Annotated in this window: 10 protein-coding genes and 1 tRNA gene; 2 read left to right on the plus strand and 9 right to left on the minus strand. The window is 39.2% G+C overall.

Features of this window, described 5'->3' with window-relative positions:
• Positions 1-6: 6 nt before the first annotated feature.
• From ABXZ36_RS00185 to ABXZ36_RS00205, 5 genes are read right to left on the minus strand one after another with little or no spacing between them, the layout of a single operon-like run.
• Complete coding sequence (locus tag ABXZ36_RS00185; protein WP_354613431.1) at positions 7-567, minus strand: c-type cytochrome; 561 nt, start codon at positions 565-567, stop codon at positions 7-9.
• A 10-nt stretch (positions 568-577) separates the two neighbouring features.
• Positions 578-1,099, minus strand: coding sequence for a DUF3341 domain-containing protein (locus ABXZ36_RS00190; RefSeq protein WP_354613432.1), 522 nt, complete (start codon positions 1,097-1,099; stop codon positions 578-580).
• 2 nt (positions 1,100-1,101) lie between these two features.
• Positions 1,102-2,829 carry a helix-hairpin-helix domain-containing protein gene (locus tag ABXZ36_RS00195; RefSeq protein ID WP_354613433.1) on the minus strand — a complete coding sequence of 576 codons (1,728 nt, stop codon included), beginning with the start codon at positions 2,827-2,829 and terminating at the stop codon, positions 1,102-1,104.
• 29 nt (positions 2,830-2,858) lie between these two features.
• Positions 2,859-5,969, minus strand: coding sequence for a TAT-variant-translocated molybdopterin oxidoreductase (locus tag ABXZ36_RS00200; protein WP_354613434.1), 3,111 nt, complete (start codon positions 5,967-5,969; stop codon positions 2,859-2,861).
• Between the two features lie 38 nt (positions 5,970-6,007).
• Positions 6,008-7,363: a c-type cytochrome gene (locus ABXZ36_RS00205; protein WP_354613435.1), complete on the minus strand. Its 1,356-nt coding sequence runs from the start codon at positions 7,361-7,363 to the stop codon at positions 6,008-6,010.
• Positions 7,364-7,593: 230 nt separating this feature from the next.
• On the opposite strand from ABXZ36_RS00205, the gene ABXZ36_RS00210 reads away from it, so the two are divergent.
• Positions 7,594-7,959, plus strand: a complete 366-nt coding sequence (locus ABXZ36_RS00210; RefSeq protein ID WP_354613436.1) for an SPOR domain-containing protein — start codon at positions 7,594-7,596, stop codon at positions 7,957-7,959.
• Between the two features lie 79 nt (positions 7,960-8,038).
• Here ABXZ36_RS00210 and infB read toward each other — a convergent pair whose 3' ends face one another.
• The 4 genes from infB to ABXZ36_RS00230 form a co-directional block, all read right to left on the minus strand.
• Positions 8,039-10,855 (minus strand): translation initiation factor IF-2, encoded by a 2,817-nt coding sequence (gene infB / locus ABXZ36_RS00215; RefSeq protein WP_354613437.1) that lies wholly within the window; start codon positions 10,853-10,855, stop codon positions 8,039-8,041.
• 43 nt (positions 10,856-10,898) lie between these two features.
• Positions 10,899-12,131, minus strand: coding sequence for a transcription termination factor NusA (gene nusA / locus ABXZ36_RS00220; protein ID WP_354613438.1), 1,233 nt, complete (start codon positions 12,129-12,131; stop codon positions 10,899-10,901).
• 13 nt (positions 12,132-12,144) lie between these two features.
• Positions 12,145-12,606 (minus strand): ribosome assembly cofactor RimP, encoded by a 462-nt coding sequence (rimP, locus tag ABXZ36_RS00225; protein WP_354613439.1) that lies wholly within the window; start codon positions 12,604-12,606, stop codon positions 12,145-12,147.
• 788 nt (positions 12,607-13,394) lie between these two features.
• A tRNA-Gln gene (locus ABXZ36_RS00230) sits at positions 13,395-13,466 on the minus strand.
• A gap of 166 nt (positions 13,467-13,632) precedes the next feature.
• On the opposite strand from ABXZ36_RS00230, the gene ABXZ36_RS00235 reads away from it, so the two are divergent.
• On the plus strand, positions 13,633-16,968 hold the full coding sequence (locus ABXZ36_RS00235) for a glycosyltransferase family 117 protein (RefSeq protein WP_354613440.1): 3,336 nt from the start codon (positions 13,633-13,635) through the stop codon (positions 16,966-16,968).
• Positions 16,969-17,000 lie beyond the last annotated feature (32 nt).

Consider the following 17,000-nt stretch of genomic DNA (forward strand, 5'->3'; position numbering starts at 1 on the left):
TATGTATTATTTTGTTAAGTCTTGTTTCAGTTTCATAACGTACTCTGATACCTGCCAACGCTCCTTAAAGTTAAGTTGACCTGCATAAGAACCCATGGAATTTAACCCATAATATATGGTATGATACGTTCCTCCTATACTAATGTTTCTTGCTGCATCGTCATAGCTTGGAACACCCAATATTTTCTCACGCTCTACCAAAATTCCTTTGCCGTTACCCTTTTCGCCATGGCAAATAGCACAGTAAATATCATACATCTCCATACCCACCTTCATGTTATCTTCCGTTTGTAAAGAATCTAAAGGGCTTGCCTGCAACTTAGCCAACTCTTTACCTTCAGGTCCATTCTCAAATTCATACGGCAACCAACCTCTAGGAATGGTATTGTCCGCCGGTAACTGAGCTTCCATTTGACGTGGTAGAAAATCTACTTTTTGATAGGTCTCATAACCAACAGGCATATACATGTTTGGCATGTACTGATAGTTTCGGCTATTCTTATCAGAACAAGATACCACTGATAAAACCAATCCTATAACAATTACTATTTTGCTAAAACTGCTCATAATATTATGACTACTTTTCTGTAATATTAATTTCTACTGCCCCTGTGCTCAGCAATAATTCTTTTAATTCATCTTCATTATCATGAATCTCTATCTCCATCAAGAAATGATCATCTGTTGTTCTTACATCTGGATTTTCAGCTGCTTTAAAGGGCCACAATTTACTTCTCATATAAAAAGTAATTACCATTAAGTGAGCTGCGAAAAAAACAGTAAGTTCAAACATAATTGGAACAAAAGCAGGCATGTTTTCCAAATAACTAAAACTTGGCTTACCTCCAATATCCTGAGGCCAATCTTGAATCATCATATAATTCATCATTACAATAGATACTGCCAAACCAATACATCCATACATAAAGGACATAATGGCAAGTCTTGTTGGAGCTAAGCCCATGGCTTTGTCCAAACCATGTACAGGAAAAGGACAATACACCTCTTCTATGTGATATTTGGCCGCCTTTACTTTTTTGACCGCGTGCATCAACACGTCGTCGTCATTATAAAATGCATGTATAACTTTAGATGACATAATTACTTCTTGTTATTTAAAATCTTAGCCTGTCCTGCCCAATCATCCCTTTGTGCTCTTCCTGGAAATGATCCAGTTATTGAGTCCAACAAGTCGTATTCTTTTTGGGTCATTCTACTTACCTGAGCAAAAGTATATACTCCTATCTGATTTAAGGTTGATTCCATTTGTGGGCCAATACCTTTTACCTGCTTCAGATCATCTGCAGTATCAACAGCACTATCAAAAAGTCCAATTGATGTTAATAAGGCCGATACTTTCTCTTTTGAATCCGCTTCCGGAAGCGACTTTTTCTCTACACTATTTTCCTTTATGACAGCAATCCTATTAATTTCATATAACGGCTTTCCTGCATCTCTAAGGGTTTTATATTTCTCTCCAGAAGATTTTAAGATAGACTTAACTTCTGCCTGTGCAATTACAGGGAAGGTTCTGGCGTACAATAAGAAAAGTACAAAGAAGAAACCAATTGTCCCTATAAATATTCCTATATCCACAAATGTTGGAGAGAACATAGTCCATGAAGATGGAAGATAATCCCTGTGCAATGAGGTAACAATAATTACAAAACGCTCAAACCACATTCCAATGTTTACCACAATGGAAATAAAGAAAGAGAACATAATACTTGTCCTTAACTTTTTGGACCACATAAATTGTGGCGAGAACACGTTACACGTCATCATTGCCCAGTATGCCCAAGCATAAGGACCAGTAGCTCTGTTCAAGAAGGCATATTGCTCATATTCCACACCGGAATACCAAGCCATAAACAACTCTGTAATATATGCACAACCTACTATAGAACCCGTAATCATAATTACTATGTTCATTAATTCTATGTGCTGTATTGTAATGTAAGCTTCTAAATTACTCACCTTTCTCATAATAATCAACAAGGTATTCACCATGGCGAATCCTGAGAAAACCGCTCCAGCAACAAAGTATGGTGGGAAAATGGTGGTGTGCCATCCTGGTATTACCGAGGTAGCAAAGTCAAAAGATACAATGGTGTGTACAGAAAGTACCAGTGGTGTAGCCAAACCAGCTAATACCAAGGAAACTTCCTCAAAACGTTGCCAGTCCTTTGCACGACCCGTCCAACCAAAACTCAATAAGCTGTATATTTTTTTCTGGAAAGGCTTTACGGCCCTATCACGGATCATCGCAAAATCAGGCAACAAACCTGTCCACCAGAACACCAATGAAACCGATAGGTAGGTTGATATCGCAAATACATCCCAAAGTAATGGGGAGTTAAAATTTACCCATAGGGATCCAAATTGATTTGGAATTGGCAATACCCAATACGCCAACCATGGTCTACCCATGTGGATGATTGGGAACAATCCGGCCTGAATTACAGAGAAGATTGTCATGGCCTCCGCTGAACGGTTGATGGCCATTCTCCATTTTTGTCTGAACAATAAAAGTACCGCAGAGATCAATGTACCAGCGTGACCGATACCTACCCACCAAACAAAGTTGGTAATATCCCAGGCCCAGCCCACAGTTTTGTTCAATCCCCAAGTACCAATACCTGTAGAAATAGTATAAATAATACAACCGATTCCCCAAAGGAATGCCATTAGAGCAATGGAAAATACAATCCACCATTGTTTGTTGGCTTTCCCTTCTACCGGAGCCGCAATATCAACGGTTACATCATGGTAACCTTTGTCTCCAAGTACTAGGGGTTTTCGTATAGGTGCTTCGTAATGCGACGCCATAATTTATAATATAGTTACTTTATTTTTTATTATGCTTCGGTTGTATTTCTCACTTTTACGTGATAGATCACATTTGGTTTTGTACCTACGTGCTCTAACAAGTGATACATACGGTCACTTTTTGTCAACTCAGCAACCTCACTTTCTGTATCATTAATATCTCCAAACACCATAGCTCCATTGCTACAAGCTGAGGAACAAGCGGTTTGGAATTCACTGTCTTTAACCGTGCGACCATCTCTTTTGGCATCCAATATACTCTTTTGTGTCTTTTGAATACACATAGAACATTTTTCCATTACCCCACGGGAACGTACATTCACATCAGGGTTAATTACCATCTTACCTAAATCATTATTCATATGGTAATCGAACTCGTCGTTATCATTGTATAAGAACCAGTTAAAACGACGTACTTTATAAGGACAGTTGTTAGCACAATACCTTGTGCCTACACATCTGTTATACGCCATATGGTTCTGACCTTGACGGCTATGTGATGTAGCAGCAACTGGACAAACCGTCTCACAAGGAGCGTGGTTACAATGCTGACACATTACAGGTTGGAAGGCTACCTGCGGATTAGTCGCTGGATCTTCCAACTCACCAAATCCACTTAAAGAACCTTTATCCCCTGATAAACCGGAAAAATCATCTTTTTTCTGATCATCCTGTGCAAAGGTATCCTCAGAAGAGTAGTATCTATCTATACGCAACCAGTGCATATCTCTTGATTTCCTCACTTCTTCTTTCCCAACAACAGGTACGTTGTTTTCTGCATGACAAGCTATCACACAAGCACCACAACCTGTACAGGCATTTAAATCTATAGATAGATTGAAGTGATGTCCTATGGATCGATCAAAGCTATCCCATAGATCAACCGAAGTAGCATCTACTTCTTGGTGATCCAAAGATACCTTTGGCACTTCGTTCCATTCATGAGAATCTTTAGTATTGAATATCTCCAAAGTGGTTTCCTTGATGATATCCCCCCTACCCATTAATGTTTTTTGCAATTGAACACATGCAAATTCATGCATTTCGGTAGATTTCTCAATGCTTACTGCCTGTTCTCCAGTAAAACCTTGATACAATGCATAGGCATTAACACCAGTCTGCATCTCCTCTTTCATTCCTGCTTTTCTTCCATATCCAAAAGAAAGACCTACTGAACCATTGGCCTGACCTGGTTGGATGATCACAGGAACTTTATCTATACTTACACCATTAACGGTTAATTTGGCATAACTACCATTTAAACCCCCATCTGCTACATTTTCATTGATCAGACCTAGCTTTTCAGCATCGGCTTTGGATACCGTTACATAATTATCCCAAGAAACTCTAGAAATCGGATCTGGAAACTCTTGCAACCAAGGGTTGTTGGCTTGCTGTCCATCCCCCATTCCAATTTTAGAATACAGGGCCAACTCCATCCCTGAAGATGTTGCAGATGCCAAACTATTAGCAGCTGACGCCAATGACACAAATGAGTTTTCAGTGGCATCAACCATAGAAGCAACGGCTTCTCCTTCAACTGCCGGAGCAGCTGTAGAAGCAAAAACACCATCGTGCAATGCCTTATTCCATTCTCCCGAACCTAAAATTCCAGCCCCCCAAGTTTCCCTGATATATTTATAATACGTCTTGTCGCTATCCATCCAATTTAAAAGAGCAGTTTGAAGCTGACGCGTATCAAACAATTCTTTTATTGTAGGCTGCATTAAGCTATAATGACCTTTTTTCATTTCTGTATCTCCCCACGCTTCCAAATAATGGGAAGAGGCACCTACATACTGCACTGAAGCAGCGGTCTCTGTATTATTTAAGGCGAAGGCAACTGACAAATCGACTTTCTTAAGTCCCTCTGCAAAATTTGCACTGTTTGGCAATGAATACATCGGGTTTACACCGTCAATGATCAAAGCACCTACCGTACCCGCATTCATATCGGCAATCAATTGATTAACCGCCGCTACATTTCCTTGCCTAACGTATTTAGGAGCTTTGGCATCAAACGCCTTGCTCTGCAACATTTCATTAATCGCCAAGATCAATGATTGTGCATTGACATCATCCAATCCTGTTACCACTACAGCGTCAGAACCAGCTTTTTGGATTTCCATAGCAGCAGCTTCCACAGCTTTAGCCATCTTTTCAGGTAGCTCTCCACCAACAGAGGTTCCGTTTAACTGACCGTATAATTTAGCCAAAGCCACTTTTTGTTGTGATGGCGTTAAAGCGATACGCTTATCAGCATTAGCACCGGCCAATGACATATTAGATTCAAATTGTATATGTCTGGACATTTTTCCACTCTTAGGAATACGTCCTTTAGAATATCCTCCATCATATCCTCCACCCTGCCAATCTCCTAAGAAATCAGCACCAAAGGATACTATTAGTCCTGCCTTTTCAAAATTATAATCAGCAAGAGCTCTTTCTCCATACTTGTCAGCGAAAGCATTTAAAGCAGCATCTTCAGAAACAGCATCATAAACTACATGGTTCACATTGCCAAACGCTTCTTTGAAATCCCCTACCAATCTTGTTGTAGAAGGACTCGCATAGGTTTGTGTTAGGATAGAAATCTGCTTTCCAGAGTTCTTCAAAGCACCTAATTTAGCTTTTACAGCATTATCAAGAACACTCCACTCAATAGGCTCCCCATTAAACATTGGACCCTGCAGCCTTGTGCTATCGTATAATGATAATACAGAAGCTTGAACACGTGCATTTGCACCTCCATTTACTTTGGCATCTGTATTATTCTCTACCTTGATAGGCCTACCCTCGCGGGTCTTAATTAAGATACTTGCAAAATCAAAACCATTAGCTATGGTTGTAGCATAATAGTTTGCCACACCTGGAATAATGCGTTCTGGTTGAACCACATAAGGTATGGACTTAATTACTGGTCCTTCACAGGCCGCCAAAGAGGCTGCGGCAGTACTAAAACCAACGTATTTTAGAAAGTCCCTTCTGTTTGTTGAAGTGGATGCCAAATTGTCCTTATTACCCAAAAACTCATCTACTGGGATATCTTGGACAAATTCATTTTGTCTTAGCGTCTCAACAATGGAATCGTTAGGGTTTAACTCCGCCTCGCTTTTCCAATATTTTTTGTTTGATGACATATGATATATCTGAAAATTATCTTCTTGTTAACCTAATATTAATAGTGACATTTACCACATTCCAATCCACCCATTTGAGCAGCAGTAAGTGTCTCAACACCGTACTTTTTGGAAAGTTCCTCATGTATCTTATCGTAGTACTCATTACCCTCAACTTTCACGTTGGTCTCCCGGTGACAGTTAATACACCATCCCATTGTTAATGGTGAATATTGGTACATTATCTCCATTTCCTCCACAGGACCATGACAAGTCTGACATTCAACTCCAGCTACAGAAACATGCTGTGAGTGGTTAAAGTAAGCAAAGTCTGGTAGATTGTGAATCCTTACCCATTCTACTGGCTGTGATTCCCCTGTATACTTCTGGTTTTGTTCGTCCCAACCAACAGCTTTATACAGCTTCTTTATTTCACCTGTATAAAAATCATTGGTGTATCCATTCGCTAAGTCTTCAGCGCTTGGGCCTTCAGGGTTTCCTTTGTATTCATAAATAGATTTGTGACAGTTCATACACACATTCAAAGCAGGAATACCTGAATGCTTAGACACCCTTGCAGAAGAATGACAGTACTTACATTCTATTTGATTATTACCTGCATGTATTCTATGTGAATAATGAATAGGCTGTACTGGAGCATACCCTTGATCGATACCTACCTGCATAAAATATCCATACACGTAATAGGCACTTCCTAAAAGAAGGAAGATTACTGTTACTAGTACCAAAAATTGATTCTTTGCGAATGCTTTCCAGATCGGCGTTCTTTTCTCTGCCTTGACTTTTTCAGCCACAACACCATTAGCCTCAGCTATGCGTCTCAAGGTCTGGTTCACCAATACAAGCATAACTGTCAACAATCCAAATACCAACACCAAAGCACCTAAGATAAGTTCATTGGAAATCCCAGAAGCAGCAGCTTGACCTGGAAGCGCAACAGCCGTTGCCGCGGCAGCAACTGGAGTGGATGGTGGCGCATCAGTATATGCAAGAATATTGTCAATATCCGCATTGCTCAATGTTGGGAAGGCCGTCATAGCCGCCTGATTGTACTCGTTGTAAATTTTTAAGGCAGCAGGATCACCAGACTTGACCATCCCTGCACTGTTCTTGATCCAACTATACAACCACTCCCTATCATGCCGGCCAGTGACACCAGCCAATGCTGGCCCAGTCATTTTTCTATTCAAAGCGTGACAAGCAGCACAATTCTGATTGAACAGTTGTTTTCCCTTCTCTGGATCACCCGCAGATGCAGTAGCCTCTGCAGCAACCTCCGTATCCTCTACAACAGCCTGCTCTTGAGAAAAAAGAGATGTTGAAAACAGTAGAAACGCTACTAAACTGATACCTAAAAACTTAGAAATTTGATTACGGTATGGAACCTTTTTCATATTAAAAATATTTCTATCGAAATCTTGGCACGATATTTACTCGTTGTTGTACAAGCTATACTTATCGCCGTTTAAATTGCGTACAAAAATACGACATAGACTTTATTTTGTAAATGTTAATGGATTGATAATTCACAATTTATAGCCATTCTAAATAGAACAAAATTTTACTTGTTTGAAGGATAAAAATTTACTTTTGCAAAAGTCATTAATACTAAGCTAGATACAAAATGAAAACTGTTTTTAACTCCCTAATATTGCTATTTTTTTCTACAATTAGCTTTGCACAACAAGGCACAATCACGATAGAACAAGATCCAAAAATTGATGCCCTAGTCCAGATTTACAAATCGAGCACAGACATAGCGGAAGCATATAGAATACAGATCTTTTTTGGGTCGCTCAATGACGCCAAGGACACAAAAATACAGGCGGAAGGAGATTACCCAGAATGGTATTCAAAGATAGATTTTATCTCCCCAAGTTACAGAGTGCGCATTGGACAATTTAAAACAAAGCTCGATGCCGAGCGCAATCTTATGGATGTTCGAAGGAAATATCCTAGTGCAATGCTCATACAACCTGGGAAAAATTAATTTTAGATTTTTTTGGTTCAAAACAAAAAAACCTGTCTTTCGACAGGTTTTTTTTATGCACTATTTTAAAAATTTAAACTTATTTAAGCTTCTTCTTAACTGCTACTTCTTGGAAAGCTTCTACGATATCTAATTCTCTAATATCATTGTAATTCTTAACCTGAAGACCACAATCGTACCCTTTTGCAACTTCCTTAACATCGTCCTTGAAACGTTTCAAAGAGGAAAATTCGCCAGTGTAAATTACAACACCATCACGGATCAAACGAATATTAGAGTTCCTAAATATCTTACCACTAGTCACCATACAACCTGCAATGGTACCAATTTTGGATATTTTAAATGTCTCCCTTATTTCAGCAGTACCACTAATTTCTTCCTTCATTTCTGGAGAAAGCATACCTTCCATGGCATCTTTTAAATCATTGATCGCGTCATAGATAATGGAATACATTCTGATATCTATTTCTTCTTTTTCGGCCATGGCTCTTGCATTACCCATTGGTCTTACATTAAATCCAATGATTACTGCATCTGAAGCCGAGGCTAATAACACATCTGATTCTGTGATAGGACCTACCGCTTTATGTATAATGTTCACCTGTATTTCAGGGGTGGACAATTTCTGGAAAGAATCTGTCAATGCTTCAACGGAACCATCCACATCACCTTTCAAGATAATATTCAACTCTTTAAACTCACCTAAAGCAATTCGTCTTCCAATTTCATCCAGAGTAATGTGTCGCTGTGTCCTTACAGACTGCTCTCTCATCAGCTGAGCTCTCTTAGCCGCTAATTGTTTGGCTTCTCTTTCATCTTCTAATACATTGAACTTATCTCCCGCTTGTGGGGCTCCATCCAATCCCAAAATTGAAATTGGCGTAGAAGGTCCTGCTTCTTTAATGATATTTCCTCTTTCGTCCTGCATGGCCTTAATTTTACCACTGCATGTTCCTGCCAAGACATAATCTCCTATCTTAAGCGTTCCCGATTGCACAAGGACAGTAGATACATATCCTCTACCCTTGTCCAAAAATGCCTCAACAACGGTTCCTGTTGCCAAACGATCTGGGTTAGCCTTTAATTCCAATATTTCAGCCTCTAACAATACTTTTTCTAAGAGTTCCTTAACCCCTGTTCCTACTTTAGCAGAGATATCATGGGATTGTATCTTACCTCCCCAATCTTCTACCAATAGATTCATTTGAGCTAAACCTTCCTTAATCTTATCAGGGTTAGATGTTGGCTTATCAATTTTATTGATCGCAAAAATAATAGGTACTCCAGCCGCTTGTGCGTGACTGATTGCCTCTTTTGTTTGAGGCATGATAGCGTCATCCGCAGCCACTACAATAATGGCTATATCGGTAACTTGTGCTCCACGAGCCCTCATTGCCGTAAACGCTTCGTGACCAGGAGTATCCAAGAATGCGATTTTTTGACCGCCATCCAAGGTTACACCGTATGCTCCGATATGCTGGGTAATACCCCCACTTTCACCGGCAATAACATTTTCTTTTCTAATATAATCCAATAATGAAGTCTTACCGTGATCCACGTGACCCATTACGGTAACAATTGGAGCTCTCGGTTTCAAATCCTCAGGCGCATCTTTCGATACCACTATAGTTTCCTCAATATCCGCTGAAACGAACTCTACTTCGTAACCAAACTCATCGGCAACAATAGATAGTGTTTCTGCATCCAACCTTTGGTTCATGGTTACCATGATACCCAAAGACATACAGGCAGATATAATTTTCGTGGTAGGAACATCCATCATCACCCCTACTTCGCTTGCTGTAACGAACTCAGTAACTTTAAGAATCTTGCTCTGCAATTCTTGCTGCTCAAGATCTTTCTCTGTTTGTTGACGGTGTTGGTCCCTTTTGTCTCTTCTATATTTTGCTCCTTTACCTTTTTTGGATTTCCCCTGTAATTTCTCTAGGGTTTCTCGTACTTGCTTTTGTACATCTTCCTCAGTAGGCTCTACTTTAGGACCTTGACCAAAACGCTGACCTGGTGCTTTTCTTAGACCTACTGGTGCATTTTTACCTCTTGGACCTGTTCCAGTAGGTCTTGGTCCTGTGTTTTGGGGTGTATTTTTGGCCGGAGTACTAACTATACGTTTTCTTCTTTTCTTTTTGTCGGAACTGTCACTAGCCTTAGAAACCTCTTTCTTCTTCTTTGGTTTCGCAAATTTTGACAAATCTATTTTGTCCCCGGTGATTTTTGGACCACTAAGTTTTTGGTATTGGGTAGTAAGAGTTTCAGATTCAGCTGTTTTTTCGACTTCTTCGGCTGGAACTTTTTCCTCTTCTTTCTTTTCTGATTTTACAGCCTCTTTCTTTTCAGCAGGTTTTTCAGTTACCACAGGTTTTTCAACCTCTACCTTTTTCACAGACTCCTCTGCCTTAACCTTGGGCTTCTCTACAACAGGTTCTTCTTTCTTTTCAACCTTTACCGGTAACGGCTCCACAGCTTTTACGGGAACCTCCTCCTTTATTGCTGGCTTTTCTTCCTTCTTTTTAGGAGAAAGATCAATTTTACCTACCGTTTTTGGCCCTGATAGCTCAGCTTTAGCTTTCACTACCTGTTCTGAAGCAGCTTTTTTCTCTCTAGCTACCCTTTTCTCCTCTTGCTCTTGCTCCAACTGTTGACGTAGTGCCTCCTTCTCCTTCTTCTTTTCCTCACCAACTTCCTTGGATGCAACTTTCTTGCTCATATCCGTTTGGAACTCATCCAAAAGAACTTGATACACCTCATTGGAAATTTTAGTTGTAGGCCTAGCTTCCACATCGTGACCTTTGGCCCCAAGGAAATCTACCGCCCTGTCCAGTGAAATATTAAGTTCCCGTAGAACTTTATTAAGCCTTATAGTTGCATTATCTGCCATAAATAGATATTCGTATTCTTATATTTTCCCGCTAATATATAGCTTAATCTTCTAATTCTTCTTTTAGCACCCGCACAACTTCTAAAATTGTCTCTTCTTCTAAATCCGTACGTTTAGCCAAATCCTTCACATCCTGTTCAAGGACACTCCTTGCCGTATCTAACCCGACTTTCTTCAACTCATCAATAACCCAGCCTTCAATTTCATCAGAAAATTCAGTCAATTCAACATCTTCTTCCACTCCTTCGCGGAATACATCAATTTCATAACCGGTCAATTGTCCGGCTAATCTTATATTATGACCTCCCCTACCAATAGCCTTAGAAACTTCCTCTGGCCTAAGGTATACTTGTGCGGTCATTTTTTCATCATCTAATTTAACCGAGGAAACTCTAGCAGGACTTAATGCTCTAGTCACCAATAACTGCGCATTACTGGTCCAATTGATAACGTCAATATTTTCATTACCCAATTCCCTAACGATACCATGAATACGAGAACCTTTCATTCCCACACATGCACCAACAGGATCAATCCTATCATCATAAGAATCTACAGCAACTTTTGCTTTCTCTCCTGGAATACGAACCGCTTTTTTAATAGTAATTAAACCATCAAAAACTTCTGGAATCTCTTGGAAGAATAATTGCTCTAAGAACAAAGGAGATGTTCTTGACATAATGATTACGGGCTTATTTCCTTTCAACTCAACACTCTCTATAATTCCGCGAACATTGTCACCTTTTCTGAAGAAGTCCGAAGGAATCTGTTTGTCTTTTGGCATGATGATCTCATTACCCTCGTCATCTAACAGAATGATAGCTTTATGCCTAATATGATGAACCTCTGCGGTATAAATTTCCCCTTCAAGGTCCTTAAACTGCTTATAGATGGTTGTATTATCGTGTTCATGAATTTTAGAAATAAGATTTTGACGCAACGCCAAAATTGCTCTTCTTCCCAAATCAATCAATTTCACCTCTTCAGAAACGTCCTCACCCACTTCAAAATCGGGCTCAATCTTACGCGCCGCTGTAAGTGATATCTCTTCATTAGGATCCTCAACTTCACCGTCTTCTACAACAACCCTATTTCTCCATATCTCCAAATCTCCCTTATCTGGGTTGATGATAATATCGAAGTTGTCATCAGAGCCAAACTTTTTCTTAAGAGCGTTTCTAAACACATCTTCCAAAATCGCCATCAGCGTCACCCTATCTATGAATTTGTCATCCTTAAACTCGGAGAAAGATTCTATCAGCGCAATATTTTCCATTCTGAACTACTAATTAAAATTTTAATACAACTTTTGCTTCTTGAATATCAGAAATTGCAATCTCTTGCTTTTTCTGAACTGTTACCTTACCCTTGCCCACAGGTTTGGGTTCTCGAGCCTTCCACTCTAAAGTGATGCTATCTTCCGTCGCCACCGTAAGTTTACCTTCAAAATTACTATCTTGAACCCTTACTTCCAATATTCTACCTATATTCTTTTTATATTGCCTTGGCAACACCAAAGGTGTGGTAGCTCCAGTCGATTCAACTTCTAAGGAAAAATCTTCCTCTTCCCTGTCCAAGTTGTGCTCAATGGTTCTACTTACCGCCATGCAGTCCTTTAACGTTACCCCGTTATCACCATCTAAGGTCACCTTAATCTTATGATCCGATGACATTTTAAAATCAATCAAAAAAAGCGATGGATTCTCCTCTAGGGCCTGCTTTAAAAGTTCTTTTACCTTTTCCTTCAACATAAATTTAAGTAATAAAAGAGGGGACTAATAGTCCCCTCATGAATACTTTATATTCTTTCAGCGGTGCAAATATACGAATTTTTATTTCACTTCCCAATCAATTTTGATCAGGGCTTTAAGGGAAACCCAAAAAGATATCAATTAATTCAACCACCCTGTATCAGCTGTTAACTCAACATCTCTTTTTTCAACGTTTCGTTTGTATTTAACATCATAAAAAATAATTGATAGAATGACGCTCTTATGCTCTCTTGAAAGACACTATTAAATTAAAAGAAAAGACTTTTAGAGTTAATTTTAATTAGAAATTCGTACAGTAAAACTAAACCACAACCCTACTTTAACTAAGTAATATACCTCTAATATCAAAGGCCATGAAAAACATCTCTTGGATGTTTATAATAGCACTATTTTTTATCTGGATCATTGGATTGTTTCTTTTACCTCAGGCAGGGAAATCATTCATATGCTCCCCCTTGTTTTAATTTATCTAGCCATCAACAATCTAATCACGGGGCCGCAGGTTTAAGGAATGCTTCCAATTGCAACCATACTTTTTCTTGTTCTTGTTCTTGTTCTTGTTCTTAACCTCAGAATAACCCAAATTCTTAAAATTATTAGGTAGGACAAAATATGAATTCCAGAACAAAAAGAAAACCTCAGTTAAAAAAGATTACCAGAAGCACTCATATATGACAGAGTCGGAGGTTTTCTTAGCCGTCACACTTTTAAATAAATAGCAAAAAAAATCCCGATACTTTTCAGTATCGGGACTTCAATTTTGGATGTTGGCCTACTAGGACTCGAACCTAGAACGACTGGACCAAAACCAGCTGTGTTACCAATTACACCATAGGCCAGCATTGCTTAAGAGCGTGCAAATTTAAAACAAAGTTTAATATGCGCAAATATTTTAGGCAACAATATTAAAAAAATGAATAAAAAGCCTGTTAAAGGTTTGCGAAAAATTTCAGTGCATATCTATTTTTATTAGTAAATTCGCCCCAACTGGTAAATTTGGCACACATGTTTTCTAAAGATTTTGAGAAATGGGACACCATCCTTGGATGGGTCGTTTTTTTTATAGCCCTAATCACTTATGGCATAACCGTTGAGCCTACGAGCAGTTATTGGGATGCAGGTGAGTATATTGCCACCTCGGCAAAACTTCAGGTGGGTCACCCTCCAGGAGCACCGCTACTTCAAATGCTGGGGGCGTTTATTTCCATGTTCGCCTTAGAGCCTGGCCAAGTTGCTAAGATGGTAAATTACCTTTCTGGAATTTCTAGCGCCTTTACCATTTTATTTCTTTTTTGGACAACCACCAACCTAGTAAAAAAATTGATAGGTAAAGATGAGTCAATCACAAATAGCAAGGCCATTGCCATCTTGGGAAGTGGTTTAATTGGCGCTTTGGCTTTTACTTATTCAGATAGTTTTTGGTTTAATGCTGTGGAAACAGAAGTGTATGCCATGGCTAGCTTAATTATGTCCCTTTTGCTTTGGTTAGGTCTTAAATGGACTGATGATTTGGACGATCCAAGAGGTAACAGATGGCTTATTCTTATGTCTTTTGTGGTTGGTCTAACCTTTGGAATACAATTTATGGGTTTTTTGACCATACCCTCCATTGGACTTCTATACTACTTTAAAACATACAAAAAAACCACCGTCAAGAATTTTCTAATTGCCAACATTCTAGTCGTGGCCCTGTTAATGTTGGTCTATAAATTCTCACTTACCTACGTGTTGGTAGCATTTGGTTGGAGTGAGATATTCTTTGTCAACACCATTGGTCTTCCCTTTAATTTTGGGACAGTGATTATGGGCCTTATTTTTATAGGGGTCTTTTATTATGGATTATACTACACCCGTAAAAACGATTTTAGAAAAGCAAATACCGTTGTACTATGCGCCATGTTCCTGTTCCTAGGGTTTTCTTCATGGTTAATGCTGCCAATTAGAGCTAATGCCAACACCATCATCAATGAGAACAATCCATCGGATGCCCGTTCCTTATTGGCTTATTATAACAGGGAACAATACCCAGGGGTAGACAGCCCTATTTACGGAACATACTACTCTAATTTATTTGCGACTTCCGGCACTGAAAAGGACGATGAGCCAAAATATGAAAAAGATAAAAAACTGGGCAAATATGTCATCGTTAATCACTACAAGGAATCTATCCCAGGTCCTAATAAAGGCCACGTAGGGATACTTCCAAGAATGTGGAGCGAACAAAACGCTGAAAACTACATGAAATATTTTGGGCCGTTGGAGTTCAAGATAAAACCAGAATATAGGTCCAATGGGGAACTGCGCGAGGCCGTGAACCAATTTAGAAACGGACTTACCAAAGGAGAGATCCAAGAAGAACAATATATACGTTTTCTAAGGGAATTTAGCGAATACATAGAGGTAACACCCCCTACCATTTGGCAGAACGTTACGTATATGATCGATTTTCAGTTCGGGTATATGTATTGGCGCTATTTTATGTGGAATTTTACGGGAAAACAAGATGATATACAAGGCAGATACGACGACCATGGCAATTGGTTGAGCGGGATTAATTTTGTCGATAACCTTTTTAGAGGGAGTCAGGAAAACCTACCAAGTGATGTTCTAGACAACAAAGGAAGGAATACCTATTTCTTCTTACCACTACTCTTGGGAATCATTGGCCTTATTTTCCAAATCACAAAAAAACCAAAACAGTTTTGGGTCTTATTAGTTTTCTTCCTTTTTACGGGTCTTGCAATTCAATTTTACACCAACCCCTCTATTTTTCAACCTAGGGAAAGGGATTATTCATTAGTTGGTTCATTTTATGTATTTGCCATATGGATCGGAATTGGGGTTTATGGATTATTTGATGAATTTAAAAAACTGCTTGCTCCAAAAATATTGGCTCCGGCACTAACCCTTATCTGTCTTTTGGCGGTACCTGGGGTGATGGCCTATCAGAATTGGGATGACCACGATAGATCCAATAGATTAACTACCCAATCAACAGCAAAGGCATATCTGGAATCTACCCAAAGGGGGGCTGGCGCTATGTTATTTACCATTGGAGACAACGATACCTTCCCATTGTGGTATGTACAAGAAATAGAGGGCTATAGAACAGATGTCCGTGTTATAAATACAAGTCTTTTTGCTACAGATTGGTACATAGACCAGATGAAAAGGCAAGCCTATGAAAGTGCCCCAATACCTTCCCAACTCACCCATGACAATTATAAATATGGGTCTAGGGATGCCATCTATTACCAAGGGGTAACAGAAAGCAGGTGGGACATTAAAGACTTTATGAATTGGGTGGGAAGTGACAAGCCGCAGACCAAGTTCAAATATATTTTACAAAAGCAAGGTGCCGACCTCAGCGGGTATTCCGAAAGCAACCAAGATATTGTTTACTATCCTACAAATAAAATCAGGATACCTGTAAACAAAAAGAATGTCTTGGAAAGCGGTTTGGTAAAACCAAAAGATTCTGCCTTAATTGTTGACTATATAGACATTGACTTACCTACAGGGGCATTGCCGAAAAATAGAATCATGATGTTAGATATTATCGCCAACAATGATTGGAAACGTCCCATATACTTTTCTGGCGGTAGCTTTGACGATGGAGAGTATATCTGGATGAAAGATTACCTGCAATTAGACGGATTGGTCTACAAACTGGTGCCAATCAAAACCGATAGATTGAGTCCTTATGAAATGGGTAGGATCGATTCAGATCTTATGTATGACATTGTGAAAAAATGGGAATGGGGAAATGCAGGAAGCTCTGATATATATCACGATCCTCAAACCAGATCCCAAGGCCTTTCTTTTAGAGGTAATTTAGCCCGATTGACGGAAACGCTTATTGCCGAAAAGAAGATTGATAAGGCCAAAGAGATTATCAATATAGCCATGGATAATATGCCGTTGGACTATTTTGGATACTATGCCTTTGTAGAGCCTTTCTTAGATGGATATTATAAGGTTGGGGAAACGCAAAAGGCAAGAGACCTGTTCCAAAGGTTGAAGAATAAATACCAGGATCGATTGGAATATTATGAGAATATTCCGCTCAATCAGCAATATGAAAACATCAATGACATCATAGGCGATATGGAAGGCTATAGAAGGAATATTGATATCCTAATTGCAAATAGAGACAAGGATCTAGCTGAAAAAGAAACCCTAATCTTTAATGAATATATAGATAAGTTTAGCCACTTCTATAAGGATGATATATTAGAAGAAGACCTGCCAATGGAAGATGATCTTGAAATGATGGACACTATGGAAATTGAAGGTGGTACTATGCCAAAGGATACAGTCCCTTCGGTAATTGAAGAATAGAGCAACAAAAAAGCGGGATGATGATCATCCCG

The sequence above is a fragment of the Sediminicola arcticus genome (assembly GCF_040566695.1).
GTDB lineage: Bacteria > Bacteroidota > Bacteroidia > Flavobacteriales > Flavobacteriaceae > Sediminicola > Sediminicola arcticus.

What these genes read in the sequence shown, in the direction of transcription:
- ABXZ36_RS00205 (WP_354613435.1), bottom strand. Translation starts at nt 7,363, where the DNA reads ATGAAAAAGGTTCCATACCGTAATCAAATTTCTAAGTTTTTAGGTATC.
- ABXZ36_RS00210 (WP_354613436.1), top strand. Translation starts at nt 7,594, where the DNA reads ATGAAAACTGTTTTTAACTCCCTAATATTGCTATTTTTTTCTACAATT.
- ABXZ36_RS00195 (WP_354613433.1), bottom strand. Translation starts at nt 2,829, where the DNA reads ATGGCGTCGCATTACGAAGCACCTATACGAAAACCCCTAGTACTTGGA.
- infB (WP_354613437.1), bottom strand. Translation starts at nt 10,855, where the DNA reads ATGGCAGATAATGCAACTATAAGGCTTAATAAAGTTCTACGGGAACTT.
- ABXZ36_RS00185 (WP_354613431.1), bottom strand. Translation starts at nt 567, where the DNA reads ATGAGCAGTTTTAGCAAAATAGTAATTGTTATAGGATTGGTTTTATCA.
- ABXZ36_RS00200 (WP_354613434.1), bottom strand. Translation starts at nt 5,969, where the DNA reads ATGTCATCAAACAAAAAATATTGGAAAAGCGAGGCGGAGTTAAACCCT.
- nusA (WP_354613438.1), bottom strand. Translation starts at nt 12,131, where the DNA reads ATGGAAAATATTGCGCTGATAGAATCTTTCTCCGAGTTTAAGGATGAC.
- ABXZ36_RS00190 (WP_354613432.1), bottom strand. Translation starts at nt 1,099, where the DNA reads ATGTCATCTAAAGTTATACATGCATTTTATAATGACGACGACGTGTTG.
- rimP (WP_354613439.1), bottom strand. Translation starts at nt 12,606, where the DNA reads ATGTTGAAGGAAAAGGTAAAAGAACTTTTAAAGCAGGCCCTAGAGGAG.
- ABXZ36_RS00235 (WP_354613440.1), top strand. Translation starts at nt 13,633, where the DNA reads ATGTTTTCTAAAGATTTTGAGAAATGGGACACCATCCTTGGATGGGTC.